The organism is Rhodoglobus aureus, assembly GCF_039527955.1.
Taxonomy (GTDB): domain Bacteria; phylum Actinomycetota; class Actinomycetes; order Actinomycetales; family Microbacteriaceae; genus Rhodoglobus; species Rhodoglobus aureus.
The window spans coordinates 31,660-56,634 of sequence record NZ_BAAAKW010000029.1 but is presented as its reverse complement, the minus strand read 5'-3'; the positions used below and the strand labels follow the sequence as shown (position 1 = coordinate 56,634).

The window sequence follows — 24,975 nt, the reverse complement described above, 5'->3', positions numbered from 1 at the left end:
CCGGCGCAGACGTTAGCGCGAGCGCGGAAGGTAGCGGCGAGGCGAAAATGCCGCCGCCACCAAACTGCGCAGCGATTCCAGCGACCCCTCAACGAACCCCTGAGCCCGCGCCTGAATCAGCACGTTGCCGATTGCGGTCGCCTCGACCGGCCCGGCAAGCACCGGCATCCCACTGCGGTCGGCGATGAGTTGGCAGAGCAACTCATTCTGCGAACCACCACCCACGATATGGATGATCGACACAGACTTGCCCGACAGTTGCGACGCCGTCTGCACGGCATCCACGAAGGCAACGCTGAGGCTCTCGATGATGCTGCGTACAAACTCGATGTGCGACTGCGGTGCGGGTAGGTCGTGCGCGATGCACCAGGCGGCAATGCGTTCGGGCATTCTGTCGGGTGCCATGAAGCCAGGGTCGTTCGCGTCGAAGATCGGCACCTTCACTGTGAGTTCGGATGCCGCAGCCAACAGTTGAAGAAGGTCGACACTGGCGTCGGTCTTCTGCCATTCGCGCACACACTCGCTCAGCAGCCACAAGCCCATCACGTTGTGCAGGTAGCGCACGCGACCGTCGACGCCGCCCTCGTTGGTGAAGTTCGCGGCACGGCTCGCTTCGGTGAGCACGGGGGAGTTGAGCTCGACGCCCACTAGACCCCAGGTGCCACACGAGACGTAGGCAAAGTCGTCGGTGGTGGCAGGCACGGCAACCACGGCGGATGCGGTGTCATGCGATCCAACCGAGACCACGTCGGCACGGATGCCAAGCTCGTCGCGCACCGGCCCAACGGTCGTGCCCGGAACCACAAGCTCGGGGAAGAGACTGCGCGGGAATCCCAGCTTCTCGATGAGCGCGTCATCCCACTGGCCTGTCGCAACGTTCAGAAGACCGGTCGTCGAGGCGTTAGTTTGCTCAGCGACCTGACGGCCCGTCAACCAGTAGTTGATGAGGTCGGGCACCAGCAGGAAGCTGTCGGCGTCGGCAAGGTTCCGCTCGGCAGCGAACTGGTAGAGGGTGTTGAACGTCAGAAACTGGAGGCCATTCGAGGCGTACAGCTCAGCGTGATCGGCGATGGCGTGTACCCGTTCGACTCCGACCGCGGTGCGCTCGTCACGGTAGTGGAACGGTGGGGCGATCATCTGCCCGTCAGACATCAGCGCATAATCAACAGACCAGGAGTCAACACCGATGCTTGATAGCTGTGGTTCCTCGCGCACGGCGGCAGCCAGCCCTGCGAGCACACTCGAATAGAGAGCATCGATATCCCAGTGCAAACCGTCGTCACGGCGCACGGGGCCATTCGGAAAGCGCGCTACCGGGCGAACACTGAGCTCGTTGTGACCCACATGGCCGAGCATGACCCGGCCACTGGTCGCACCGAGATCAATGGCGGCAACAGCGTTATTCATCGCAGGAATGCCGCCGCAACTCCAGCATCGACGGGGATGTGCAGGCCCGTGGTGTGGCTGAGGTCGGGACCCGTGAGCACCGAAACCGCATTGGCGACGTTCTCAGGCAGAACCTCACGCTTGAGGATGGTGCGCTGGGCGTAGAACTTGCCCAGATCTTCCTCTTCAACCCCGTAAGTTTTGGCGCGGTTAGCGCCCCAGCCGGCAGCAAAGATTCCGGAACCGCGCACAACACCATCGGGGTTGATGCCGTTGACCTTCACCCCGTGCTCACCCAATTCGACCGCCAGCAGTCGCACCTGGTGTGCCTGGTCGGCTTTCGTTGCCGAGTACGCAATGTTGTTCGGGCCGGCGAAGACCGCGTTCTTCGACGAAATGTAGATCACGTCTCCACCCATACCCTGCTCAATGAGAACCGGCGCAGTCGCCTTCGAGACGAGGAACGAACCCTTGGCCATGATGTCGTGCTGGAAGTCCCAATCCTCCTCGGTGGTCTCTAGCAGTGGCTTCGAGAGCGAAACGCCTGCGTTGTTCACAACGATGTCGATGCCGCCAAAGGCGAGGACGGCATCCTGCACCATGCGTTCGATGGCTGCGGCGTCGGTCACATTGACCTTGAGGCCGATAGCGACATCTGTGTTCCCGATCTCGGCAGCCGCAGCCTGCGCCTTCTCGAGGTCGAGGTCCGCAATGATGACGCAGGCGCCATCCGCGGCGAGACGAGTAGCGATGGCCTTGCCGATACCGGATGCTGCACCGGTCACGAGAGCGACGCGCGTGGCGTGCGACTTGGGCTTCGGCATCCGCTGCAGCTTGGCTTCTTCGAGTGCCCAGTATTCGATGTTGAACTTCTCAGCATCGCTGATGGGAGCGTAGGTGGAGAGGGCTTCGGCGCCGCGCATCACGTTGATGGCGTTCACGTAGAACTCGCCGGCAACGCGGGCGGTCTGCTTGTTGGCACCGTAGCTGAACATTCCGACACCAGGAACGAGCACGATGAGGGGGTCAGCACCACGAATCGCGGGGGAGTCTGCCGTGGCGTGCTTGGCGTAGTACGCGGTGTAGTCCTTGCGGTACTCCTCGTGGAGTTCCTTCAGACGCTCGATGCTCTTCTCGATCGACGCGTTAGCGGGAAGGTCGAGCAGTAGCGGCTTTACCTTGGTGCGCAAGAAGTGGTCGGGGCAGCTCGTGCCGAGCGCCGCAAGCTTCGGGGCGTTGGCGGATGCCATGAAGTCGAGAACGACTTCGGCGTCGGTGAAATTGCCGACCATCGGGCGGTCATGGCTCGCGATACCGCGAATTGTGGCGGCCAGCGCGGCAGCCCTGGTGCGACGCTCGTCTTCGGGCAGTGCCGCGTTCTTAGCAACGGTGCGACCGAACGGGGCCTTCTTGCCCTTGGCTTCGATGTACTCTTCTGCCGTCTTGATGATCCAGAGGCTGTTGGCTTCGGCCTCTTCGCTCGTGTCGCCCCAGGCGGTGATGCCGTGACCACCGAGGATGCAACCGATCGCCTGGGGGTTTGCTTCCTTGATGGCGGCGATGTCTAGCCCGAGCTGAAAGCCGGGGCGACGCCAGTCAACCCACACAACCTTGTCGCCGAAAGCTTTCTTGGTGAGCTTCTTACCGTCCTTCGCGGCCGCAATGGCGATACCGGAGTCGGGGTGCAGATGATCGACGTGAGCAGCATCCACGAGTCCGTGCATGGCGGTGTCGATGGAGGGCGCAGCGCCACCCTTACCGTGAAGCGTGTAGTCGAACGCGGCGACCATTTCGTCTTCGCGGTCAATGCCGGGGTAAACGTTGGTCAGGGAGCGCAGGCGGTCAAGGCGCAGCACGGCGAGGCCGGCTTCTTTGAGGGTGCCCAGGTCTCCGCCGGAGCCCTTCACCCACATGAGCTCGATGGGCTCGCCGGTAACGGGATCCGTTTCGGTGCCCTTGGCCGACGTGTTGCCGCCAGCATAGTTGGTGACGCGCGGATCGGAACCGAGACGGTTCGAGCGTGCGATGAGTTCAGCTGCAGTGGGGTTTGTCATGAGAGGTCCTTGTCGTCAGAGGCGAGAGTGAACGGGAGCGAGGATGGGGCAGCGTCTAAACCGCGAGGCTTAGGCTCCCCATCCAGCCTGAACGCCACCAACACGGTCAGCAGCGATCTTCTGCTGGTAACCCGATGCCGCGTAGGCCGCCATCGGGTCCGCCGGAAGCCCACGCGATTCGCGCCACGCTGCGAGGTCGCCGCGCACGTCAGTGTAGAAGGCATCCATCATGATCGCGTTGGCGCCGAGAACGTCTCCGGCATCCTGAGCAGCAGTGAGCGCGTCGGTGTCGACGAGCAGCGCACGCGCGGTCATCTCCTGCACGTTGAGTACTGAGCGCATTTGGCCGGGGATCTTGTCTTCCACGTTGTGACACTGGTCGAGCATGAAGGCCACACCGCTGTCCGCTCCATAACCGCCACCGCGAACAACTTCGTAGAGGATGCGGAACAACTGGAACGGATCAGCAGCACCCACGATGAGGTCGTCATCAGCGTAGAAGCGCGAGTTGAAGTCGAACGAGCCGAGCTTGCCGAGGCGCAGCAACTGCATCACGATGAACTCGATGTTGGTGCCGGGGGCGTGGTGGCCGGTGTCGAGGCAGACGAGGGCACGCTCGCCGAGGGCCGCTACCTGGGCGTAGCTGGTGCCCCAGTCGGGAACATCCGTGTGATAGAAAGCGGGCTCGAAGAACTTGTATTCGAGCACCATGCGCTGCTCTTCGCCGATGCGGTCGTAGATCTTCTGCAGTGAGTCAGCGAGACGATCCTGACGACCGCGAAGGTCGGCCTGGCCGGGATAGTTGGAGCCATCAGCGAGCCAGATCTTGAGGTCGCGCGATCCGGTCTGATCCATGACGTCGATGCACTCGAAGTGGTGATCGATCGCCTTCTGGCGAATCGTCGGGTCGACGTGCGTGAGCGAACCGAACTTGTAGTCGTCTTCTTGGAACGTGTTCGAGTTGACGGTTCCGAGCTCGACGCCATGTTCGTTGGCGAAGGTGCGCAGTGCGCTGTAGTCCTCAACCTTGTCCCACGGGATGTGGAGGGCAACCGACGGAGACAGCGCCGTGTACTTGTTGACCTGGGCGGCATCCGCAATCTTCTCCTCTGGGGTGCGAGGGGTACCGGGGGTGCCGAAAACTTTGAATCGCGTGCCGGAATTGCCGAACGCCCATGAGGGCAGTTCGATGGCCTGCTCTTCGAGGCGGGATGCGATATCGCTGAATTGCGCCATGGGAATTCTTACTTTCTGCTGAAGGTGTGGCTGCTTGTTGAGCCAGGGGCTGCGGTGGCGAGGAATCCCTCGCGGTGGTGTGAATGAACCAAATAAATGAATCGATTCAATTCGAGTCTAGACCGAGTTGCTGGGCGGGGCAATTCATTCACTTGACTGCCTCCTGCTCACATCAAGCTGGTCCTCGAGGTTGAACACTTCCGCCAGAGGAATGAAACCTTCATCTGGTGGAACGTCGAGGTCTACAAAGTGGTCACTCATAATCGCTTGCCATCGAGCATTCACTTCGGTCGCGGCCATCGCACGCTGCGCAGCGGCAAGGTCGTCTGACTCGACATAGCCGATCAGCAGCCCGTCGGCCCGAAGGAATAGCGAGTAGTTGTGCCACCCGGTCGCCGCGAGTGCCTCAAGCATCTCCGGCCACACAGCAGCATGTGCCACCCTGTATGCCTCGATGTGATCGGGTTTCACTTGCAATTGAAAGCAGTAACGGTTCACGGATACGCCCCTAACGCCACTTCGGGAGGTCGGCCATGTCGACGTGACGGTGTTCGATGCCGAGCAGGCTTGCTGCGGCGTGGATGTCGCCAGCTACGTGGCCAACGCAGAGCGCCCAGTGGTGACCGATGCCGGTCTGCGACCATTCATCTACCCACTCACCAGGGTCGCCGCCGAAGCTCACTCGCGAAGTAGTATTGCCGATTTCAAGCAGCGGGCCAGGAGTAACGGATCCCTCGCTCGTGATAAACGTGTAGCTGCCGTCGCGATCCTGACCGATTCCGAAAGTGGTTACCGGTCCCTGCTTCACGTCAAACTCAACGGACACGCCGTAGCCACGTTTGCCGTGGTAAACCCCGAGCCCGCGTAGCAATGGATCACGTTCTGAAACGGCTAGATGGGCGGGGCCGTCGTGACCCATCTCCACTACGTCATCAAAGAAGTTGAGCGCCTGAATCTCAGTGAACGACCCTCCAGCGCCGATGGTGTGTGCGGCGAGCATCGCCAAGCTGGTGCGCAGTTCATATTCACCAACGAAAGGGATGCCGCGAGCGGTGAGTAATGATGAACCAAGAATCATGCCGGCGCCGAGACGCTCATGCAGTTCACCGTTGAGGCCGCGGTGGTAGTACGCAGCCGAGTCCAGGTCAAAGTCTTCGACCAACCGATCGAGCCCTACGCTCACCTTGGCGCCCCAGGCGAAATCTTCCTCGCGGACCGACTCGTCGAGAGTGAACAGCTTCCGGGCGAGATTCATGCGCTCGGCGACTTGGGCATCGGTTACTTCGTCAACACGAACCCGCAGGTCGTCGAATTCGAGCACTTCTACGTGCGAGCCGAACTGGCTGGAGACGAGAGTGAGGTCGGTCGAAACATCCAGCATGCCGGGGTAGACGTGGCCCATGAGGCCGTGGCGTGCGTGGCGAAGCGTGGCCCGCACCTTGGCCGCGTTTACCCAGCGGTTGATGCGAGTCCAAGCCCGTTCATCCTTCAGGTGGCCGGAAACGCTGCGGAACTCTATGCCAGCGCGCTTGAAGACGTTGGCAACCTCGGGTACTGGGCATTGGCCGCAGTACGCGAGCCACTTTCCGGTGTCGAAGTTAGCGTGGTCCATCGCCTCGGTGGGCTGGAGATCGATGATGAGCACCGGAGTCTTCGAGCGCTGCGCGATCGGAAGCACCATGGATGCCGTGAGGTAGGTGGTGAGGAAGATGACGATGAGGTCGCAATCAGCACGACGCAGCTTCTCTGCCGCGACGGCGGCCTCCTGGGCATCCGAGATGAACCCGACATCAACGACTTCGGCATCGAGAGCGGTGAATCGGTCGGTGACGTACTTGCTCGACTCCTGAAGCTGCGGGAGGAGCGCGGGAAACTGTGGCCAGTAGGCTGCGAGTCCGCCTGCGACGAGGCCGATGCGGGTGACGCGCCGGGTCTTGGGGGAAAGCAGCTCTGAAGCTGGAGTAAGAGACATCATTGGCTCCGAAAATCTGAGGCTGGTGGTGGTGATGTGAGGGGTAGTTACCCGGGCCAGCTCATGAGCCGGCCCGGGTAACTGAGTGACTAGTTAGAAGTCGTATTCGTCGATGTTGTCAGCGTTGAATCGCGTGGGCGGTCCAACAATGGCGACGCCGTTTTCTCCCACGGTGATCTCTCCCATGTCTCCAGCGTCGAAGGTGTCCCCCTCGGCGCCGGTGATGGTTCCGTCAACGAGAGCCTTGCCGGCGAATGCTGCTACATAGCCGAGCTGTGCCGGGTCCCAGAGAGCGAACTCCTGAACAGTTCCGTCCTTGACGAATTCACGCATTTCGTTGGGGAGCCCCAGACCCGTCAGAGCCACTTGGCCTTTGTAGTTGGAGGTTGAAATGTACTTGGCTGCTGCAGCGATACCAACCGTGGTGGGCGAGATGATGCCCGCGAGGTCGGGGTAGGACGAGAGTAGGCCCTGAGTCTCCTGGAACGACTTGTCAGCGTCGTCGTCGCCGTAAACCTTGGCTACGAGTTTGATTTCTGCGTAGTCGGGGTTCGACTCGAGTTCCTCCTCCATGAACTTGATCCACTCGTTCTGGTTCGTTGCCGTTGCCGTTGCTGACAGGATGGCGATCTCACCGGCTCCGCCGATCTGCTCCGAGATGATCTCGAGCTGAATGAGTGCGACGTCCTTAGCAACAACCTGGCTAATGAAGATGTCTCGGTAGTCGGGATTGGTGTCGGAGTCGAACGCAACAATCTTCGCACCGGCTTCGCGAGCAGTTTGAAGTGCTGGGCCAACAGCGTCGGGGTCATTTGCTGCGATGACGATGACGTTCGTACCTTGCTGTGTGGCCTGCTCGATGAACGGGATCTGTGCGCTGGCGCTAGCCTCGAGAGGTCCAAGAACCTCTGAGTCGTAACCGATAGCGGAAGCACCCTCTTCGCCTCCGCCGAGAACGACGTCGGTGTAGGGGTTGTTTAGCTGCTTCGGCAGGAACGCAATGGTTCCGGCGCTGTCGCCGCCGTCGCCGCTTCCGTCACCGTTAGTTGCAGCGCAGCCGGTTGCGGCGAGTGCTACGGCCGTGGCAATCGCAGCGATTGAGCCGATGCGGCCGCCTCGGCTGCTCGTGGAAAACAACTTCATTGTTCTTCCTTTCGTAAAGACGCCTGGTGCTTAGGCGCGGGTTATTCCTGAGGCGCTCTGCCCCTGGACTTCTCGGTGCACCCGGTTCAGCCGGATGCGTTCTTTGCCCCAGGCGATAACGCTGGGGGACACGACGGAGAGTACGAGCAGTCCGCCGGTGACAATGATGAGGGCCGTCTCCGGCACCTTTGCGAGCCGGAGTGCGTAAGTGAGGGTGCCGATGAGGAGCACACCGCCAACGACGCCGGGGATGTTGCCCTTGCCGCCGAATATCGACACGCCGCCGAGCAGTACGGCGGCGATGACGCTGAGCTCTAGGCCGGTTCCGTTGTCAGGGCCGGCGCTGGCAAGGCGCAGAGTGAGGAAGATGCCAACCATCGAAGAGACGATGCCGGTCGCGACGAACATCCAAAACTTGGCGTGACCAACGCGTACTCCCACAAAAGTGGCAGCTTGCGGGCTGTAACCGAGGGCGTAGAGTCCCCGACCGAACGGTGTGAAGTGCAGCAGTACCGCGAAGAACACGATCACGATCAACGCGAAGATCATCATGACCGGGATGCCGGTGTTGCCAATCTTCGAGAGTACGAAAGCGTTGAGTTCCTTGGGGAAGCTCGCTACCTTCTGGTCGCCGATTACGACAAGCGCGAGGCCGCGGTAGAGGGCGAGAGTTCCGATCGTCACGGCCAGGGACGGCAAGCCGAGCGTGGTGATGAGAAAGCCGTTGAATGCTCCACAGAGCACGCCGACCAGCAGCGATAGTGCCATGACTGTGCCGATGTCGAGGCCGCTATCGCGCCACAGTACGCCCATCGTTGCGCTGGTGAGGCCGGCCGTCGACGCGACAGAAAGGTCGATCTCTCCTGAGACGATGACCAACGCCATCGGCATTGCAATGAGCAGAATCGGGAGCACTTGAATGAGCAAGAAGCCCACCGTGAGGGTCGAGGCAAAGTAGTTCACTGTGACCATCGAAATGATGACGACGGAGATCAAAATGTAGAAGATGACGGCGTCGTGGCCGATGAGACGGCGGCTCCACTGGCCCCGTGAATTAGTGGTTATGGCCTTAGACATTTTTTGCCTCATTCACTCGCAGCTTGCGGGCTCTTCGCAGCGATACGACTCGGTCGATGATGATGGCGGCGAGGATGAGCACACCCACGATCGCCTGCTGCCAAAACTTGTCAACTCGCGTGGCCGTGAGCGCACCAGTAATGGTGGAGAGCAGCACTGCACCAATAGCGGCACCGGCGACGGTTCCTGATCCACCGAAGATGGCAACGCCACCAACAACGACCGCAGCCACGACATCCAGTTCGATTCCGGAACCGGTGAGCGCGCCAACCGAGTTATAGCGAGAGGCGTAGAGAACCCCGGCGAGGCCAGTGAGCGCTCCGCACGCGATAAACGCGCTCAGTACCCGGCCACCAACCGGGATACCGAATAGGCGGGCCGCATCCGGGTCTGATCCGATCGCGTATAGGTCGCGACCGCTGCGCACCGAGCTCATGAACATCGCCACGGCCACGGTGATGACGACCGCAATGATGGTGATGATGGGAATGCCGACAAGAGTGTCGACCGACAGGTTCCCGAATGCTTTTGGATTGTCGCCGGAGAAATATTGCTTCGATCCTGCCCAGCTCGACAGCACGCCACGGAAGATGTAGAGCGTGCCGAGCGTGATGACGAGTGCTGGCACTTTGGCAGAGGTGACCAACATGCCGTTGATCGACCCTAGTAGCCCACCGAAGATCATGCCGATCACGAATATCAGCACAAGGGGGATGCTGGGGAACATGTCAAAGACGGTTCCTGTGCCGAAGGCAGCGAGGCCCAGGATGGCGCCAACCGAAAGGTCGACGTTGCGGGTAATGATGACGAGTGCCTGCGCGACGGCGAGGATCACCATGATGGTCGCGTTGAGCATCAGATCCTTGGTGCTCTGTGGCGACAGGAAGCGCGGGTTGATGATGTAGGTCACTACGATGAGCGCAATTAGAGCGCCTGCGACGGGAATCTCGCGGGCGGTGAAGAACCGCTTGAACGCGCTGCTTCGCGGCACGGCCGGTGCGTGGGTCACGGTGCTCACTCGCCCGCCTCCAATTCTGTGCTCAGTTCTTCGTCGGTTCGCTCCAGATGGAGTTCTTTAGTGCTGCCCGTGGCGGCTTGCATCACCAGTTCTGCGGTCGCATCCGCGCGATTGAGGTCGGCAGCGATGCGACCCTCGTGCATGACGAGAACGCGGTCCGCCATCCCGAGAACTTCGGGCAGTTCGGAGGAGATCATGAGGATCGCAATACCGCGGCCCGCAAGATCAGAGAGGAGACGGTGCACTTCTGCTTTAGTGCCGACGTCGATTCCTCGGGTGGGTTCATCGACGATGAGGAGTTTCGGGTCAGTGGCGAGCCACTTAGCGAGCACTACCTTCTGTTGGTTTCCTCCTGAGAGGGTCGAAACGGGGAGGTCTTGTGAGCCTGTCTTTACCTGAAGGCGCTGCGACCAGTCTTCGGCCGCGGCGCGTTCACGTTGGCCAGAGATGATCCCCCAGCGTACGAGTGAGTGGCGAAGGGTCAACGTGACGTTTCGTGCGACTGAAAGATCGAGCACCAGTCCCTGTTTGCGGCGATCCTCAGGAACGAATCCGATTCCTGCGGCGATCGCAGCCTTCGGGCTGCGCGCCTTCAGCGCTGTGCCGCCGATGCTCACGCTTCCCGTGTCATACGGGTCGATGCCAAACACCGCGCGGGCAACTTCAGTGCGACCGGCGCCAACGAGGCCGGAGAGAGCGACAATCTCACCAGCACGAATCTCGAAGTCGATTCCGGAGAACGTGCCGACGCTGTTGAGGTCGTCAACCTTGAGCACGACATCGCCGAGTTCGGCTTCTTGTTTGGGGAAGAGCTCACCAAGCTCGCGGCCAACCATCTCCTTGACGATTGCCGGAACTGTAACTTCGGCAGTGTTGTGAACTTGGATGTAGCGCCCGTCGCGCATCACTGTGATGCGGTCACTGAGGCCGAAGACTTCTTCGAAACGGTGCGAGATGAACAGGATGCCTGCGCCTTTTTCCCGAAGCGCGCGAGCGACCGTGAAGAGGCGCTCTACCTCGACACCGGAGAGTGCCGCCGTTGGTTCGTCCATGACAAGCACGTTGGCGTCAAGCGAAATGGCTTTCGCAATCTCGATGATCTGCTGATCGGCAATTGAGAGACCATCGGCGATGCGATCGGGGTCGATGGGCACGCCGAGGGTGGCGAAGAGTTCGGCGGCACGTCGACGCATCTCTCCACGGCTGATGAGTCCAGCGCGGCCTTTGGGCTGGCGGCCGATGAAAATGTTCTCGGCGACGGTGAGATCAGGGAAGAGGGTGGGCTCTTGGTAGATAACCGAGATGCCGGCCGCCTTGCTTTCACTGACGTTGCGAAAGTGGGCTGGTTTCCCTTCGATCAGGAACTCGCCGCCATCAGGGGAGTGCACTCCCGCGAGGATCTTGACGAGGGTGGACTTTCCGGCGCCGTTCTCGCCGACAAGAGCGTGGATCTCGCCGGGAAGGATTTCGATGGTGCCGTCCGCAAGCGCAATCACAGGACCGAATGTCTTGGATGCACCCCTGAGGCTGAGCGCGGGAGTGCGAGCGGCCTGTGATGCCGGTGCCGTTTCTACTGCAGTCGCCATTGAACTGTGGTGCCTCCGCGTTGAGTCATTGCTGTGGGGTGCTGCGGGTCGAAACGTTTGGCGCTGAACTACATCCGCCAATTGAATCGATAAAATCAACCGTGCGTGAACGATACGACGATGTATTGGGGTCCGTCAAGTCCCACAGCGCCACTTTCACCGCTAAACTTGCCCTCACTGAATGAATCGTTACACTTTTGTTTTGAGTCGAGAATTCGTCTTGTCCTAATCCGTAGCCCAACGTCGGGCCGACAAACTCTGGTTGTGTCTATGTCAACGCCGAGCGTGCATGATGTCGCGAAAAGCGCTGGCGTATCCGTCGGCACCGTGTCGAACGTGCTCAATCACCCCCACAAAGTTTCTCCATCCACCGTTGAACGCGTGCAAAGCGCGATAGAAACGCTCGGGTTTATCCGCAACGACGCCGCTCGCCAGTTGCGCGTCGGTCACAGTCAGACCATCGGTCTCGTCGTGCTTGACGTGCGCAACCCCTTCTTCACGGATATCGCCCGGGGCGCAGAAGATAAAGCTGCTGAGGGTGGACTCACCGTTACCCTCGGAAACAGTGACGAGAGCATCGAACGCGAAGCAAAATACCTTGACCTGTTCGAACAGCAGCGTGTCTACGGAATGCTTATTTCGCCGTATGGTGACATCACCGATCGGCTCGAATCCATGCGCAAGCGCGGAATCCCGGCCGTGCTCGTTGACCGGGAGAGTCCCAACTCCACGTTTAGTTCGGTCTCCGTCGACGACATCGTCGGTGGCAAGCTCGCTGCAACACACCTGCTCGAAACTGGGCGACGCCGAATCGCGTTCGTGGGAGGGCCCATGGCGATCCGCCAAGTTTCCGACCGACTCACCGGGGCCAGTGGGGCTGTTCGCAACGTTCCAGGAGCGAGTATCGAGGTCATTGAACTCGACGCTCTCAGCGTGATCGCTGGCCGTGCGGCGGGAGCCGATATCGTTGCTCGTGCCCCAGAAGACCGCCCCGATGCCATTTTTGCGGCCAATGACCTCGTCGCTATGGGAGTGCTGCAGGCGCTCCTCATGAACGGCAGTTCAACCGCAGTAATCCGGGTACCCGAAGACATCGCTCTTATGGGCTATGACGACATCGACTTCGCCAGCGCTGCAGTCGTGCCACTCTCATCGATTAGCCAGCCGAGTGCTCAAATGGGGCAGACGGCCGTCGAAATCCTTCTCGAAGAAGCGGCCAACCCCGATGCTGACCGCCGGCAGGTAGTCTTCGCGCCCAAGCTGGTTATTCGCGACTCGACCGCGCCACGCACAGAGCACCTGCAGAAATAGCCCGCGGGAAACCTAGCGCGCCTCAACCACCACGTGTGCAAGCGGTTCGCCAGCGTGCAGTCTCCGAGCCTGCTCGCGCACGACGGCATCCACGCGGGCGTGCATCGCCGAGGTGTAGCCGCCGATGTGCGGCGTGATCGTGATCCCTGGCGTCGACCACAGTGGGTGATCGCTCGGCAGAGGTTCAGGGTCGGTGACATCGAGCGCTGCGCGTACGTGACCGGCGGATGCCGCCGCCACGAGAGCGTCAGTGTCAACAACTTTGCCTCGAGACACATTCACGAGCAGTGCCCCCGGCTTCATTGTTGCAAGGAACTCCGCGTCAACGAGCCGAGTGGTGTCGTCGCTGAGGGGCACGGCGATTGCTACGACATCGGCTTTAGCGAGCAGCGAGGGCAGAGCATCCATCGACTGGATGGCACCACGGGCGTCGCTGCGGTTGGTGCGAGCGACGCGCACGACGTTCGCCTCAAACGGGGCAAGCTTGTCTGCGATCTGATTGCCAACGCCGCCAGCGCCGACGATGATCACGGTGTTGCCGGCAACTCCGGGATGTTCGTGCTGGTTCCAAGAGCCGGTCTGCTGGTTGGCAAAGTGCTCGGGGAACCCGCGCTGTTCGGCAATGATCAGCCCAACAGCGAGTTCAGCGGATGATGCTTCGTGCACACCGACCGCATTGCAGTACGTAATGCCGGCAGGAAGTCGGTCGGCAACCCCGTCGTAGCCGAGAGATTGTGATTGCAGCGCCGCGACATCCAGACCCTCAAAGGAGCCCAGCGCGCTAGACGCACCCAAGTACCCCAACACGGCAAGGTCAACGTGCTGCGGCGGAGCTCCATCGGCAGCACCCCACACGATTAGGTTGACGTCGGGCAGTTGCGGGGCAAGCCGGTCGCACATCTGCTGGTCGGGGAGGGCAATCGTGATCATGATGCAAACCAGACTATCCCTCCACTAGCAACGCCCTCCCACTATGCTGTCGGCCACAACCACATTGATGAAGTCGAAGGGGATCTCATGGCGCGCTGGCCGGTGCTTCCCCGCGAAACTGAACGGGATGCTGTGTTGAGTGCGCTTCGTGGCCCTCGCTCGCGGTCGGTGATGTTGCGCGGCCCCAGCGGTGTTGGCAAGACCACATTGGGCGCCCACATCTCGCACGCGCTTCGTGCTGACGGACGCACCATCGTGCCCGTTGTTGGTCTCGTCGAGCTCGCTGAGATCCCCCTCGGTGCGCTTGCGCCGGTGCTCGCTAGTGCCGGCAGAGTCGACCTCGAGAGCGTGAGTGACCGCGTTCAAGCGCTCGTTGCTGTCGTCGGCGAGAACCCATCCAAATTCGTCCTGGTGATCGACGATGCGCCGCTACTGGATGCCGTCTCTGCTGGAGTGCTCTATCAACTTGTGCGCGTCTTCGGTGTCACTACTCTGCTCACGGCCCGCGACTCCCACGAGGTTTCGGGCCCGCTCGCACGGTTGCTGCACGAGAACCTCATCGAGATTGTCGACCTTGACGGCTTGAGTTTGGAACACAGCCAGTCGATCCTCCAACAGTATTTGGGTGGCACACTGCGCCCCGAAAGTCTGCGCGCCCTGTTTCAGGCGAGCCGCGGCAACCCACTAATGCTGCGCGAACTCATCTTTGCGGCGGCGCGGGCTGGCGGCATCCAGAGCGGAGAATTTGGTGTTGAGGTGGCGGTCGCAGCCCTGCCCAAGCATGTGCGGGCGACGATTGCCGAACGTCTGCTGCAGTTGAGCGGCGAAGAACGGCGATTGGCTCAACTGATTGCCATAGCGCAGCCCATTCCTGAGGCGGCGATTCGAGCGGACGAGACGGATGTGCTCGACCGCCTCACAGCAGAGGGTGTTGTTGAAGAGACTGGTGGCGATTCGATCCCGTCGGTGCGGCTCGCGCATCCGCTATTCGCCGAAGCTCTTGTCGTTGAGCTTTCGAGGGCCGAGCGCGCGGAGATAATTCAGGAAGCCGCGGCCCGGTTGATGCCGATAGGCGATCAGCAGTTGCGTTTCACGGGGACGGCTCTGCTCACCTCGACCGATGCAGTGATTAGTGATGACGAGTTGGATTGGGCTGCCAACTATGCGCACGCGGCTGGCGACCACTCCATGGCGGCAACGCTGGCGGAACGAGCACAGAAGGCAGGGCGGCGTTTCGGTCCCGAGTTGGTCTTGGCCAGTGCGTTGTCGGCGCTCGCGGAATCCGAACGGGCATCACAGGTGTTCGAGTCGGTGATTGGCTTAGCTAGTGGCGACGAACAGCGTGCGATTGCGCTCGCCAGGTGGGGCCAGCACGTGGTCTACCGTTTGGCGCGTCCGGCCGATGCTGTCGAGCGGGTTCTGGCCGAACTTGGGGAGTTGGATGCGCGGGGACAGTCGGTACTTCGCCCCGAGCTGGCCAAATGGCAGCTGATGACCGGCGACGCAACAGCGCTGACCGACGTAGTCGATCCGGCATCGCCCGATGGCGGGGTAGGAGCGGTGAACGCCGGGCTCACTGCCGCTGGCCGACGCGTTCCGGTTTGAGGCACCGTTCGCCGGTGCGCTTCTTGATCTCTCAGAATTTCTTGTTCTCGTCGCCTCGGCGGACATTGCACGGGCCAGCGAGTTTGCAGCCCAGCGCAGACTCGACCGCTTCGCCGACTCCGCCGGGGTGTGGTCGTACGCGCTCGCAATTGTGCGCTTGCATGAGGGCAAACTGAACGAAGCAAGCAACCTGGCGGCGCTCGCTGTTGAGCAATTGAGGTGGCGAGATTTCACCGGTCTGCTCGGCACCGCAATAGCACTTCACGCCACTATTGAGGCACAGCGCGGAGATCCTGAAGCCGCACGTCAGCTGCTCACCCACATCGCCCCCGAGCAAGCGAGCGACGCCAAAGTGATCCTCCAGCGGGCCGAATGTGAAGCGTGGCTCCTTGCTGCAGACGGTGAGCCAGAGGAGGGCGCGGCCGTGATCGTAACCGCCGTCACCGAGGGCATCATTCTTGGCCACTTCTTGCTGAGCGCACTCACTCTCACGGTGGCCCTGCGACTTGGCCAGGCGGCAGGCGCGAGCGATCAGTTGCAACTGCTTACGCAACTCTCTCCGGCTCCGTTAGTTGCCCGCATCCAAGCGTGGGGTGACGCATCAGCGCCAGCGGATGTTGTCCGCCTCTGCGAACTTGCACCCTCACTGGTGTCGGCTGGTGTGGCTGCACTCGCAGTCGATGGTTTGCTCGCGGGTGCTCAGGCCGCGGCGAAAGCTGACCAGCCCGAGTTGCAGCGCAAAGCCACGCTTCTGGCGCGTCGCCTCGCAGCCGACATGGATCACGTGCCCGCCGAGCCTAGCGGCGACGAACTCACCGAACGCGAATGGATGATTGCCCGCGCAGCCGCTGGCCGCAAACGTAGTCGGGAGATTGGCCAGCAGCTGGGGCTGTCAGTGCGAACCGTGGACAACCATCTCGCTCGCATCTATCGCAAGTTGGGTGTCACGGGTCGGGATGAGTTAGAGCGGGTTCTCGCTGAGTTGTAGCGCGCCGTTTTTCTCGGAGCGGTCTACTCGCCAGTGGGGCCGGCGGAGATGTTGACGGTCGCTATTCCCTCGCTGTCTTGGCCCCAGCTGTACTGAACAATCCAGTCATCACTCTGAAGGCCATAAGCGTAGGTATCCTCGCCGAGGGAAACTTCCGACGTCATCTCGTAGCCACTGGCAAGGAACTTCTCGTAGCCTGCTTTGGCATTGTCTTCGCTGCCAACAGTGATCGAGGCGGTGTAGCTTCTCCCCACTGCCAACGAGAAGACGACCGCGCCATCCGGCACGGGCACTTCGGCTGGCCACGAGTCGGGCAGCGACCCTCCCGTGCCATCGCCATCCACGTCGATCCCTGTCGAACCCTCGATGACCTTCTCGACGGTGCCCTCAATAAGGCCGTCAGTAAAGTTTTCGAGTGGATTGCTGAAGCAACCGCTGAGCGACACAGTGAGGCTGGCGGCAATGACTAGGACGATTGCGCTTGTCAACGTGCGTTGCGATGTGATCATGAGCCCAGTAAAGCGCTCGCCGCATCGACGGCGCGTGAGTAGAAACTACCTACTGCGCGAGGGGTACAAGAAACTCCACTCGAGCACTCAGCCCCGCAGGAGTACCCTTAAGCCATGCCACTAACAGGAGAATACGTACCCAGCACGTCAGAGTGGGCTCGCAACCAGGCCGACGTTTTCGAAGCCAGCAATGGCCACGAGGGCAACCTCATGCGCGGGATGCCCGTGATCGTTCTGACCACGGTCGGTGCTAAGTCGGGCAAGCTGCGCAAGACCGCTCTCATGCGAGTGGAACACGACGGCAACTATGCGGTTGTGGCTTCCCTGGGTGGCGCACCGAAGCATCCAGTCTGGTACTTCAACATCGTGGCCCAGCCCCACGTTGAATTGCACGATGTCGGGTTTAAGGGTGACTTTATGGCCCGCGAGGTGACGGGTGACGAGAAGGCCCTGTGGTGGGAGCGCGCTGTCGCTGCCTACCCCGATTATGCGGACTATCAGGCTAAGACTGAGCGCGAAATTCCGGTCTTCGTCTTGGAGCCGATCAGCGCTTAAATCACGCGGCGCTCAGCGGTTAAAACTCGCGCCATGTTGCGCCTAAATTTAGTGCCACACCGGGCCTAAAACAGGCGTAGTGTGTGCCGGTGCACAATATCGTCCGTGGGGCGGGTACTAGGCGAAAGCTGGTTCATCCAGCGCAACTAACCCTTCTCGGGTTTTTGATTGGTATCGCCGCAGGAACAGCCCTGCTTGCGTTGCCCATTTCGCGTACCGGTCCGGGTGCCGCCAGCCCCGTTGAGGCATTTTTCACTGCCGTTTCGGCGATAAGCGTGACCGGTCATGTGATCGTCGACACCCCCACGTACTGGACGGGTTTCGGCCAAGTCGTGATCATGGCGCTCATTCAGGTGGGCGGATTCGGTGTGATGACGTTCGCGTCGATCATCGGCATCGCGGTTGTGCGCAGGCTTTCGCTGCGTTCGCGCATCACTGCTGCCGCCGAAACCAAGAGCGTTGGCTTTGGCGATGTTCGTTCGCTCATTCTGGGCGTGCTCAAGATTTCGCTCATTATCGAGGGCGCCGGCGCGCTCATCCTCTTTCTCTGGTTTCTGCTGCACTACGGCAAGGGTGTGGGGGAGTCGGCCTGGCTGGCGGTCTTCCATGCCGTCTCGTCATTCAACAACGCCGGCTTCGCACTCTTCAGCGACAACATGATGTCGTTCGTTGGCGACCCGGTGGTGTCGCTCACCCTCTCCGCCGAGATCATCCTTGGCGGGCTCGGGTTCCCGGTGATCGTGCAACTGCTGCGCCACGGCGGCAACCGCCTCAAGTGGAGCATGAACACCCGTATCGTGATCGCGGCAACCCCGCTGTTGCTCGTCGCCGGTGCGATCTACATCACTTTGATTGAGTGGAACAACCCCGCAACCCTCGGCCCGCTCGACTGGCAGACCAAGCTCCTCGCTGGCTTCTTCCAGTCGGTTCAAACCCGCACGGCTGGCTTCAACAGCATCGACATCGGTGCCATGAGCGAAGCAACCCAGTTCGGGATGACCGCGCTCATGTTTATCGGTGGTGGCCCGGCCGGCACTGCCGGTGGCATCAAGGTCACGACCTTCGCGGTGCTCTTCTTCATCCTCCTCGCCGAGGTGCGCGGAGATGGCGTGGTCAACGTTTTCGGCAAGCGACTGTCGCGCGCGGTGCACCGCCAAGCAATCGCCGTTGTCTTGCTCTCTGTTGGCGTCGTTGCGGCATCCACGGTAGCGATCATGCTGCTGTCGGGCTTGCCGCTGAGCCCAGTGCTCTTCGAGACAGTCTCAGCGTTCGGCACTGTGGGCCTCTCGGAGGGCATCACCCCGGAACTGCCGATTGCTGCCCAGCTGATTCTGGCGGTGCTCATGTTCGTTGGCCGCCTTGGCCCCATTGGTTTCGCTACCGCGCTTGCCTTGCGCGAACGCGCTGTCATGTATGAACTCCCCAAAGAAAGGCCGATCATTGGCTAAATTGCGCATGTTCTCTGGTTCGGATGCCTCGTCCGTGGCCGCAGCAGATTCGGTCGCGGTGATCGGGTTAGGCCGTTTCGGTCGCGCGCTCGCGCTGGAACTCATGGCCAATGGCACCGAAGTGCTCGGCATCGATATGGATGAGTCGATCGTGCAGGAGCTCAATGGTCAACTCACGCATGTCGTGTCAGCAGACTCCACTCGCGAAGAGGTGCTGCAGCAGTTGGCGGTGCCCGAGTTTGACCGCGTGGTTGTGGCGATCGGCAGTGACATTCAGGCGAGCATCCTCACCACCTCGTTGCTGTTGCGGTTCAATGTTGCCCACGTCTGGGCCAAGGCCGTCAGCGATGCGCACGGCACGATCTTGGAGCAGCTTGGTGTGAGCCACGTGATCTACCCCGAGAAGGAGATGGGTCGCCGCGTTGCTCACCTCGTGCGCGGATCGATGCAGGATTACCTGGAAATCGGCGACGGTTTCTCACTCGTGACCATGGCGCCGCCCGCGGGCATCGTCGGCAAAGCGCTCTGCGAATCGCGCGTGCGCTCGACTGCAGGGGTCACGATAACGGCAGTGCGCCCCCACAACGGCACCTGGACCCACACCGATGAGAACACCGTCATCGCGGCAGACGACACGATTCTCGTGTCAGGCTCCACTGCTAAAGCCGAAGCGTTCAGCCTGCGCCGTTAGCGCAGCGAGCTCAACTAGAGTTCCCACCGTGACTGCGCTGCTTCGAACGGGGTTCATCGACGAGCCCCAGCACTCTGGGGCTCAGCGGCCCACTTTGCCCGAGAGGGATGCGATCGGTCTGAGAAAGAGGGGACGAGCGAGCAGCCAGACCGCAGCCAGAACCACCAACGATGCGACGAAGATCCAGAAACCGACCCAGTTCATCTCGTCGGTTCCCGCATACATGTGATTCAGGTTGTTGAGCGCCCCGGTGGCCAGCACCAGCGTGACGTGCACGATGGTGAATGCCACGAAATACAGCATCACCGGGAAGTGCACTGCTCGAGCCCACTCCATCGGGTACGCCTTATTCAGCTTGGTCGCATCCGGGGGCCATATCGAGCTCATGCGTAATCCGGAAATGATTGCCAGCGGAGTGGCGATGAAGACGATGACGAAATAGGCGAGCAGTTGCAGCGAGTTGTAATTCACCCAACCGGTCTCCACCGGCCAATCTAGCGAAAGGTACTGCAGGCTTGCCGAAAGGGCGTTCGGGATTACACCCCAGTCGGTCGGAACGATGCGCATCCATTGCCCGCTTGCGAACAGCAGCACGATGAAGATGATGCCGTTGAGAATCCAGAGAGCATCCACGCTGAAGTGCAGCCACAGGTCGAGGCTGATTCTCATGGGGCTTCGCTTGGTACGAATCAAACCTGTGTTTTTCCTCGTCCAGTAGGTGCGGGACCGTGTCGCGACGCGCACCTGCCAGCCGCTCTTCACGATCAACAGAAGGAAGAAAATATTCAGAAAGTGCTGCCAACCTAGCCAGGCCGGAAAACCAATCGGGGCTGACTCCGGAAGGGGCTGTTTGCCCGGATAGTCAGCCATGAACTGTTGCACACCGGCGAGCCCGATCATCCACTTGGCAACCAATACCACCGCCAGCAGCACCACGATGATTAGCAGAACGAGCCCGCCCAGCTTGAGCCAGGGGCTACGCACCGTCTTCGTGCGAGGCGAAGTAGCCATCATGCCGAGCGCGACTTGATTGTTTCGATCAGCTGCGGCACGATCGTGAACACGTCACCGACGATCCCGAAATCGGCCACGTCAAAGATCGGTGCGTCTGCGTCTTTGTTGATCGCCACGATTGTCTTCGCGGTTTGCATGCCCGCGCGGTGCTGGATGGCACCGGAGATGCCCAGCGCGATGTACAGGTCGGGAGACACACTGACTCCGGTCTGGCCGACCTGGGTGGTCTGAGGCGAATAGCCGGCATCGACGGCGGCCCGGGAGGCACCGACCGCCGCACCGAGAGCATCCGCCAGCTCCTCGACCATGGCAAAGTTCTCCTTTGATCCGAAGCCGCGGCCGCCCGACACGACTTTCTTGGCGCCGAGCAATTCTGGTCGTACGGAGACCTCAGGTGCATCGTTGTAGGAGTCGATCATGCCGGCTTTCGCTGCGTCGACGGTGACCGTCTCGGAGATGACCTGAGCGGATGCCGCCGGCGCGCTCTCGTCGATGGCACCCGGGCGCACAGTGATTATCGGCATCCCGGTGGTGGTCGAGTCGACCAGATAGTTGCCGCCGTAGACGGAACCGCTCGCAATGATCCGACCATCTTCGGTCCGGACGTCTATTGCATCGACCAGCACACCGCTTCCAGTGCGGACCGCCAACCGTGCCGCAGCCTCGCGCCCGTCGAAGGAGTGGGAGAGAAGAACGGCGGCTGGGTTGAGCGTCGCGACAGCCGCAGCGAGTGCCTCCACCTGCGGCGCGACCAGAGCGGTGTCAGCCTGCTCAGACTGCGCCTGGTAGACCTGCGTCGCGCCGAGAGAACCGAGCCGGGCGATCAGGTCATCCGCCAGAGGCTCCCGGGTGGCGACGACCGCAATAGGGTCGCCAAGCCGGGAGGCTAATGCCAGCAGCCCGCGGGCCGAGTCGGCCACGTGACCGTGACGGGAGATCTCTGCGAGTACCAAAATGTGAGCCACGGATGTCCTCCTAGACCAATCGGTTGGTGGCCAGAAACTCGACCAGGGTTGCGGCGGCATTGCCGTCGTCTTCGATCTTGGTGCCGGCAGCGCGCGCCGGACGCTCGGCAGTCGAGATGACCTCGGTGCGATCTAGGCTGGAGACTTCGGCGGCATCAAGCCCCAATTCGGCGAGGGTCACGGTTTCGACCGGCTTCCTTTTCGCTGTCATGATGCCCTTAAAGTTGGGGAACCGGGCGTAGTCGAAACGCTCAGTGACGGTCATGATCGCCGGCAGTCCAGCGTGCACGTTCACGGTGCCGTCGTCGCCCTGGCGCTCGCCGGAGACTTGGGCCTCGGTGATCTCGACGTTCGCCAGAAAACCAAGCAGCGGTACGCCGAGGCGTTCGGAGAGCATCGCTGGAACGATTCCGCCATTGCCGTCGGTGGACTCGTTGCCAGCGATGACCAAGTCAAACCGGGTCTGCTCGAGGGCACGGGAGATTGCGAGCGACGTGAGGAGGGCATCCGCCCCCGCCAAGGATTCATCGACAACATGCACGCCGGAGTCGGCACCCATCGACAGGGCTTTGCGGATCGACTTGATCGCGTTCTCCGGGCCCATGCTGAGCACGACGACCTCGGCTGCCTTGTGTTCGTCCTTATACCGCAGCGCCACCTCGAGGGCACGCTCGTTGATCTCGTCAACGATCGGCTCACCTGCATCCCGGTCGAGTAGACCGTTGTTCACGTCAAGCCTTCTCACATCAGCGGTGTCTGGTACCTGTTTCACCAGTACGACGATCCTCATGAAATCACTCCTTCGGACATGCGTGGGTTCCTTGTGTTACTGCGCAAATTTGGGTCGATCAGAGCATGGCTGGACCCAGGGCGAACAAATCGTCGGCCCCGGCGATTGCCGAATTGAGCAGCCCGGAACATTGCGGCAGAATCTGTTCGGCAAAGAATCGCGCGAGCACCAGCTGGGTCTCGGCCACCTCGGCGTCACCGGTGGCTTGACCGGCCAGAGCAGCACGGGCAAGCAGCCAGGCACCGGTGCACAGGCCCCACATGCGCAGGTACGGGCTTGAGCCCGCCAGAACGGCGTTCGGGTCAGCGCGGCCGGCGCGCAGCATCCACGCGGTGGCCTGATCTAGGGCGTCTAACTGCTTGGTCAGTTCCGCCCGAATCGAGGCGAACTGGTCACCGGCTTCGGCTAGTTGAGCGTCGATCTCGCGCATGCTGGCGAGAAACTCCATCACCGAAGCGCCATCGCGCACGCCTAGTTTCCGGCCAACGAGGTCAGCGGCCTGGATACCGTTCGTGCCTTCATAGATCGCCGCGATCCGCACATCACGCACATGCTGCGCCATGCCGGTCTCCTCGATGTAGCCCATGCCACCGTGAATCTGCAGGGCGAGAGACGTGAGCTCATTGCCGAGGTCGGTGCCGAACGATTTGCAGATTGGGGTGAGCAGACCCGCGATCTCGTCCGCCCGCTTACGCGCGTTCTCCTCCGGTTCATGCATGCTGTGATCGACGTAGCTCGCGTTCAGTAGCATCAGGGAGCGGAGAGCAGCGATCGACGCCTTTTGCGTCATTAGCATCCGACGTACGTCGGGGAAATCGATGATGGCAGAGTCTTCGGTAGCCCCAACCGCCCGCCCCTGGCGACGCTCCTTGGCGTATTCAAGCGACTGCTGGTACGCGAGTTCCGCCACGGCAAGACCCTGCGTACCGACCGACAGCCGGGCACTGTTCATCATGACGAACATGATGCGCATGCCCAAGTTCGCCTCACCAATCAGGTATCCGGTGGCGTCCTCATAGGAGAGCACGCAGGTTGGCGCACCGTGGATTCCCATCTTGTGCTCGATCGATACCGTGTGCACCGGGTTGCGCTCACCGAGCGATCCGTCGTCGTTCACGAGGAACTTCGGCACGATAAAGCAGGAGATGCCGCGGGTACCCTCCGGCGCGCCCGGGATCCGAGCGAGCACCAGGTGCACGATCTGCTCAGAAAGGTCGTGGTCACCGAATGTGATGAAGATCTTCTGGCCGGAGATAGCGTAGGTGCCATCGTCTTGGCGCACAGCACGCGTGGTCAGGGCACCGACATCCGAGCCGGCCTGCGGCTCCGTCAGGTTCATAGTGCCGGCCCACTCACCAGTAACCATCTTCGGCAGATATCGTTGCTTGAGCTCGTCGTCGCCGTAATGGAGCAGCGCTTCAATCGCTCCCTGGGTGAGCAGCGGGCATAGGGAGAAGCCCAAGTTCGCCGACATCATCATCTCTTGGATGATCAAGCCAACGGTGCGGGGGAACCCGCCGCCACCGAACTCCTCCGGCAACGGTACAGAGCCCCAGCCCGCGTCTACGTACTGCTTGTAGGCCTCTTTGAAGCCGGTCGGGGTGACGACTGACCCATCAGGTTTCCAGCGTGCTCCCTCTTTATCGCCAGCGCGGTTCGTTGGGGCGACGACCTTGGCCATGAAATTGCCGCACTCCTCCAAGATTCCGACGACGGTGTCGAGATCGGCGTGTTCGAAGCCGGGCAGCCCAGCAATGTCTGGGTATCCCGCCACGTGCTCGAGCAGAAAGACGATGTCTTTGACAGGGGGCTGGTATTGGCTCATGCGCGTCATGGTATCTCGCGTACTCGCATAGTCGAAGAGGTAATGGTTCTGGCCGTATATTCTGCCGGTTTCCTACAACATTGTCTCCATTCCCGCCGAAATAAACGGATGTTCTCTCAATGTCGAAGAACGAGCAGGGACGGCACAATTCTTACTTCGGGCTCCAGCGCCGAAGCGAAAACCTTCAGCTTGCGAAACTACGCGTCCCCATACTCGCGAACGCAGCTAGCGCAGCGAGCTCAACCAGATTTCGCACAGCAACTGCCAAGCCTCGGCCGCGGTGCCTTCAGCGAGCCCCAGCCCGTGCTTGCCATCAGCGAACACGTGCAATTCGTGGCGCACTCCGGCTGCCGCGAGGGCAACAGCGAGCGGGTAGGAGTGCTCGGCAACCGGAACGGGTTCGTCGGCCGCGGTGTGCCAGATAAACATGGGCGGCGTGGCAGGGGTGACCAACAGTTCAAGCGACGTGTCTTCACGGAGGTAGGCGTTGGCATCCAGACCGATCAGGTTCTCGCGTGACCCTTCGTGGGTCGGGCTGATCATGCTGACAACGGGGTAACCGAGCACCGCAAAATCGGGGCGCTCTTCGCTCTTCGCGATGGGTGCAACAGCGGCGTGACCAGCGAGGTGACCGCCGGCGGAGAAGCCCAAAACGCCCACCATCGGGGCTCCTAGCGCACGTTCCTTCGCAATTTCAGACTGAATTGCCAGCAAAGGGGTTGGATGCTTCGTTGCGACGGGGTAGTCAACGACGCGAGCGTTCCACCCGATAGATCGCAACCAGGCAGCAACGGGCTCGCCTTCGTGGGGTGCGAGTCGCGAGTACCCTCCGCCGGGGAGAACAAGAATGGTGGGGAGGGTGTTAGGCATTG

At 61.2% G+C, this 24,975-nt stretch carries 22 protein-coding genes; 6 read left to right on the top strand and 16 right to left on the bottom strand.

From position 1 onward, the window contains the following. Positions 1-12 precede the first annotated feature (12 nt). The 9 genes from ABD112_RS08125 to ABD112_RS08085 form a co-directional block, all read right to left on the bottom strand. The gene (locus tag ABD112_RS08125; protein WP_343924833.1) at positions 13-1,407 is read right to left on the bottom strand and encodes a rhamnulokinase; all 1,395 of its coding nucleotides are present in this window, start codon (positions 1,405-1,407) and stop codon (positions 13-15) included. Next, positions 1,404-3,440: a bifunctional aldolase/short-chain dehydrogenase gene (locus ABD112_RS08120; protein WP_343924831.1), complete on the bottom strand. Its 2,037-nt coding sequence runs from the start codon at positions 3,438-3,440 to the stop codon at positions 1,404-1,406. The genes ABD112_RS08125 and ABD112_RS08120 overlap by 4 nt, the downstream gene beginning before the upstream one ends. Before the next feature lie 69 nt (positions 3,441-3,509). Further along, entirely contained in the window at positions 3,510-4,676 is a 1,167-nt protein-coding gene (rhaI, locus tag ABD112_RS08115) for an L-rhamnose isomerase (RefSeq protein ID WP_343924829.1), read from the bottom strand. 144 nt (positions 4,677-4,820) lie between these two features. Next, positions 4,821-5,174 carry an L-rhamnose mutarotase gene (locus ABD112_RS08110; protein WP_343924827.1) on the bottom strand — a complete coding sequence of 118 codons (354 nt, stop codon included), beginning with the start codon at positions 5,172-5,174 and terminating at the stop codon, positions 4,821-4,823. A gap of 10 nt (positions 5,175-5,184) precedes the next feature. Continuing rightward, complete coding sequence (locus ABD112_RS08105; protein WP_343924825.1) at positions 5,185-6,648, bottom strand: L-fucose/L-arabinose isomerase family protein; 1,464 nt, start codon at positions 6,646-6,648, stop codon at positions 5,185-5,187. Between the two features lie 93 nt (positions 6,649-6,741). Continuing rightward, a complete protein-coding gene (gene rhaS, locus ABD112_RS08100) occupies positions 6,742-7,791 on the bottom strand; it encodes a rhamnose ABC transporter substrate-binding protein (protein ID WP_343924824.1) in 1,050 nt (349 codons plus the stop codon). Between the two features lie 30 nt (positions 7,792-7,821). Next, entirely contained in the window at positions 7,822-8,868 is a 1,047-nt protein-coding gene (locus ABD112_RS08095) for an ABC transporter permease (protein WP_343924823.1), read from the bottom strand. Continuing rightward, positions 8,861-9,886: an ABC transporter permease gene (locus ABD112_RS08090; RefSeq protein WP_343924821.1), complete on the bottom strand. Its 1,026-nt coding sequence runs from the start codon at positions 9,884-9,886 to the stop codon at positions 8,861-8,863. The genes ABD112_RS08095 and ABD112_RS08090 overlap by 8 nt, the downstream gene beginning before the upstream one ends. Continuing rightward, complete coding sequence (locus tag ABD112_RS08085; protein ID WP_343924819.1) at positions 9,883-11,472, bottom strand: sugar ABC transporter ATP-binding protein; 1,590 nt, start codon at positions 11,470-11,472, stop codon at positions 9,883-9,885. Before ABD112_RS08085 ends, ABD112_RS08090 begins: the two co-directional genes overlap by 4 nt. Positions 11,473-11,742: 270 nt before the next feature. On the opposite strand from ABD112_RS08085, the gene ABD112_RS08080 reads away from it, so the two are divergent. Further along, positions 11,743-12,783, top strand: a complete 1,041-nt coding sequence (locus ABD112_RS08080) for a LacI family DNA-binding transcriptional regulator (protein ID WP_343924883.1) — start codon at positions 11,743-11,745, stop codon at positions 12,781-12,783. A 12-nt stretch (positions 12,784-12,795) separates the two neighbouring features. Here ABD112_RS08080 and ABD112_RS08075 read toward each other — a convergent pair whose 3' ends face one another. Continuing rightward, entirely contained in the window at positions 12,796-13,713 is a 918-nt protein-coding gene (locus ABD112_RS08075; protein ID WP_343924817.1) for a 2-hydroxyacid dehydrogenase, read from the bottom strand. A gap of 87 nt (positions 13,714-13,800) precedes the next feature. Here ABD112_RS08075 and ABD112_RS08070 point away from each other — a divergent pair, with 87 nt between their 5' ends. After that, positions 13,801-15,318, top strand: coding sequence for an AAA family ATPase (locus ABD112_RS08070; RefSeq protein ID WP_343924815.1), 1,518 nt, complete (start codon positions 13,801-13,803; stop codon positions 15,316-15,318). A 157-nt stretch (positions 15,319-15,475) separates the two neighbouring features. After that, positions 15,476-16,306, top strand: a complete 831-nt coding sequence (locus ABD112_RS08065) for a helix-turn-helix transcriptional regulator (RefSeq protein ID WP_343924814.1) — start codon at positions 15,476-15,478, stop codon at positions 16,304-16,306. A gap of 23 nt (positions 16,307-16,329) precedes the next feature. On the opposite strand, the gene ABD112_RS08060 is transcribed toward ABD112_RS08065, so the two are convergent. After that, positions 16,330-16,815: a hypothetical protein gene (locus ABD112_RS08060; protein ID WP_343924812.1), complete on the bottom strand. Its 486-nt coding sequence runs from the start codon at positions 16,813-16,815 to the stop codon at positions 16,330-16,332. Between the two features lie 114 nt (positions 16,816-16,929). On the opposite strand from ABD112_RS08060, the gene ABD112_RS08055 reads away from it, so the two are divergent. The 3 genes from ABD112_RS08055 (at position 16,930) to ABD112_RS08045 (ending at position 19,509) form a co-directional block, all read left to right on the top strand. Beyond that, positions 16,930-17,370 (top strand): nitroreductase family deazaflavin-dependent oxidoreductase, encoded by a 441-nt coding sequence (locus tag ABD112_RS08055; RefSeq protein WP_343924810.1) that lies wholly within the window; start codon positions 16,930-16,932, stop codon positions 17,368-17,370. Positions 17,371-17,459: 89 nt separating this feature from the next. Continuing rightward, entirely contained in the window at positions 17,460-18,818 is a 1,359-nt protein-coding gene (locus ABD112_RS08050; RefSeq protein ID WP_343924808.1) for a TrkH family potassium uptake protein, read from the top strand. Further along, positions 18,811-19,509, top strand: coding sequence for a potassium channel family protein (locus ABD112_RS08045; protein WP_343924806.1), 699 nt, complete (start codon positions 18,811-18,813; stop codon positions 19,507-19,509). The genes ABD112_RS08050 and ABD112_RS08045 overlap by 8 nt, the downstream gene beginning before the upstream one ends. 81 nt (positions 19,510-19,590) lie before the next feature. Here ABD112_RS08045 and ABD112_RS08040 read toward each other — a convergent pair whose 3' ends face one another. From ABD112_RS08040 to ABD112_RS08020, 5 genes are all read right to left on the bottom strand, one after another. Next, entirely contained in the window at positions 19,591-20,523 is a 933-nt protein-coding gene (locus ABD112_RS08040; RefSeq protein ID WP_425563814.1) for a cytochrome b/b6 domain-containing protein, read from the bottom strand. Continuing rightward, positions 20,520-21,488: an electron transfer flavoprotein subunit alpha/FixB family protein gene (locus ABD112_RS08035; RefSeq protein ID WP_343924804.1), complete on the bottom strand. Its 969-nt coding sequence runs from the start codon at positions 21,486-21,488 to the stop codon at positions 20,520-20,522. The genes ABD112_RS08040 and ABD112_RS08035 overlap by 4 nt, the downstream gene beginning before the upstream one ends. Positions 21,489-21,498: 10 nt before the next feature. Next, entirely contained in the window at positions 21,499-22,278 is a 780-nt protein-coding gene (locus tag ABD112_RS08030; protein WP_343924803.1) for an electron transfer flavoprotein subunit beta/FixA family protein, read from the bottom strand. 58 nt (positions 22,279-22,336) lie between these two features. Further along, positions 22,337-24,103: an acyl-CoA dehydrogenase gene (locus ABD112_RS08025; RefSeq protein WP_343924802.1), complete on the bottom strand. Its 1,767-nt coding sequence runs from the start codon at positions 24,101-24,103 to the stop codon at positions 22,337-22,339. Positions 24,104-24,328: 225 nt separating this feature from the next. Continuing rightward, on the bottom strand, positions 24,329-24,973 hold the full coding sequence (locus ABD112_RS08020; protein WP_343924801.1) for an alpha/beta hydrolase: 645 nt from the start codon (positions 24,971-24,973) through the stop codon (positions 24,329-24,331). Positions 24,974-24,975 lie beyond the last annotated feature (2 nt).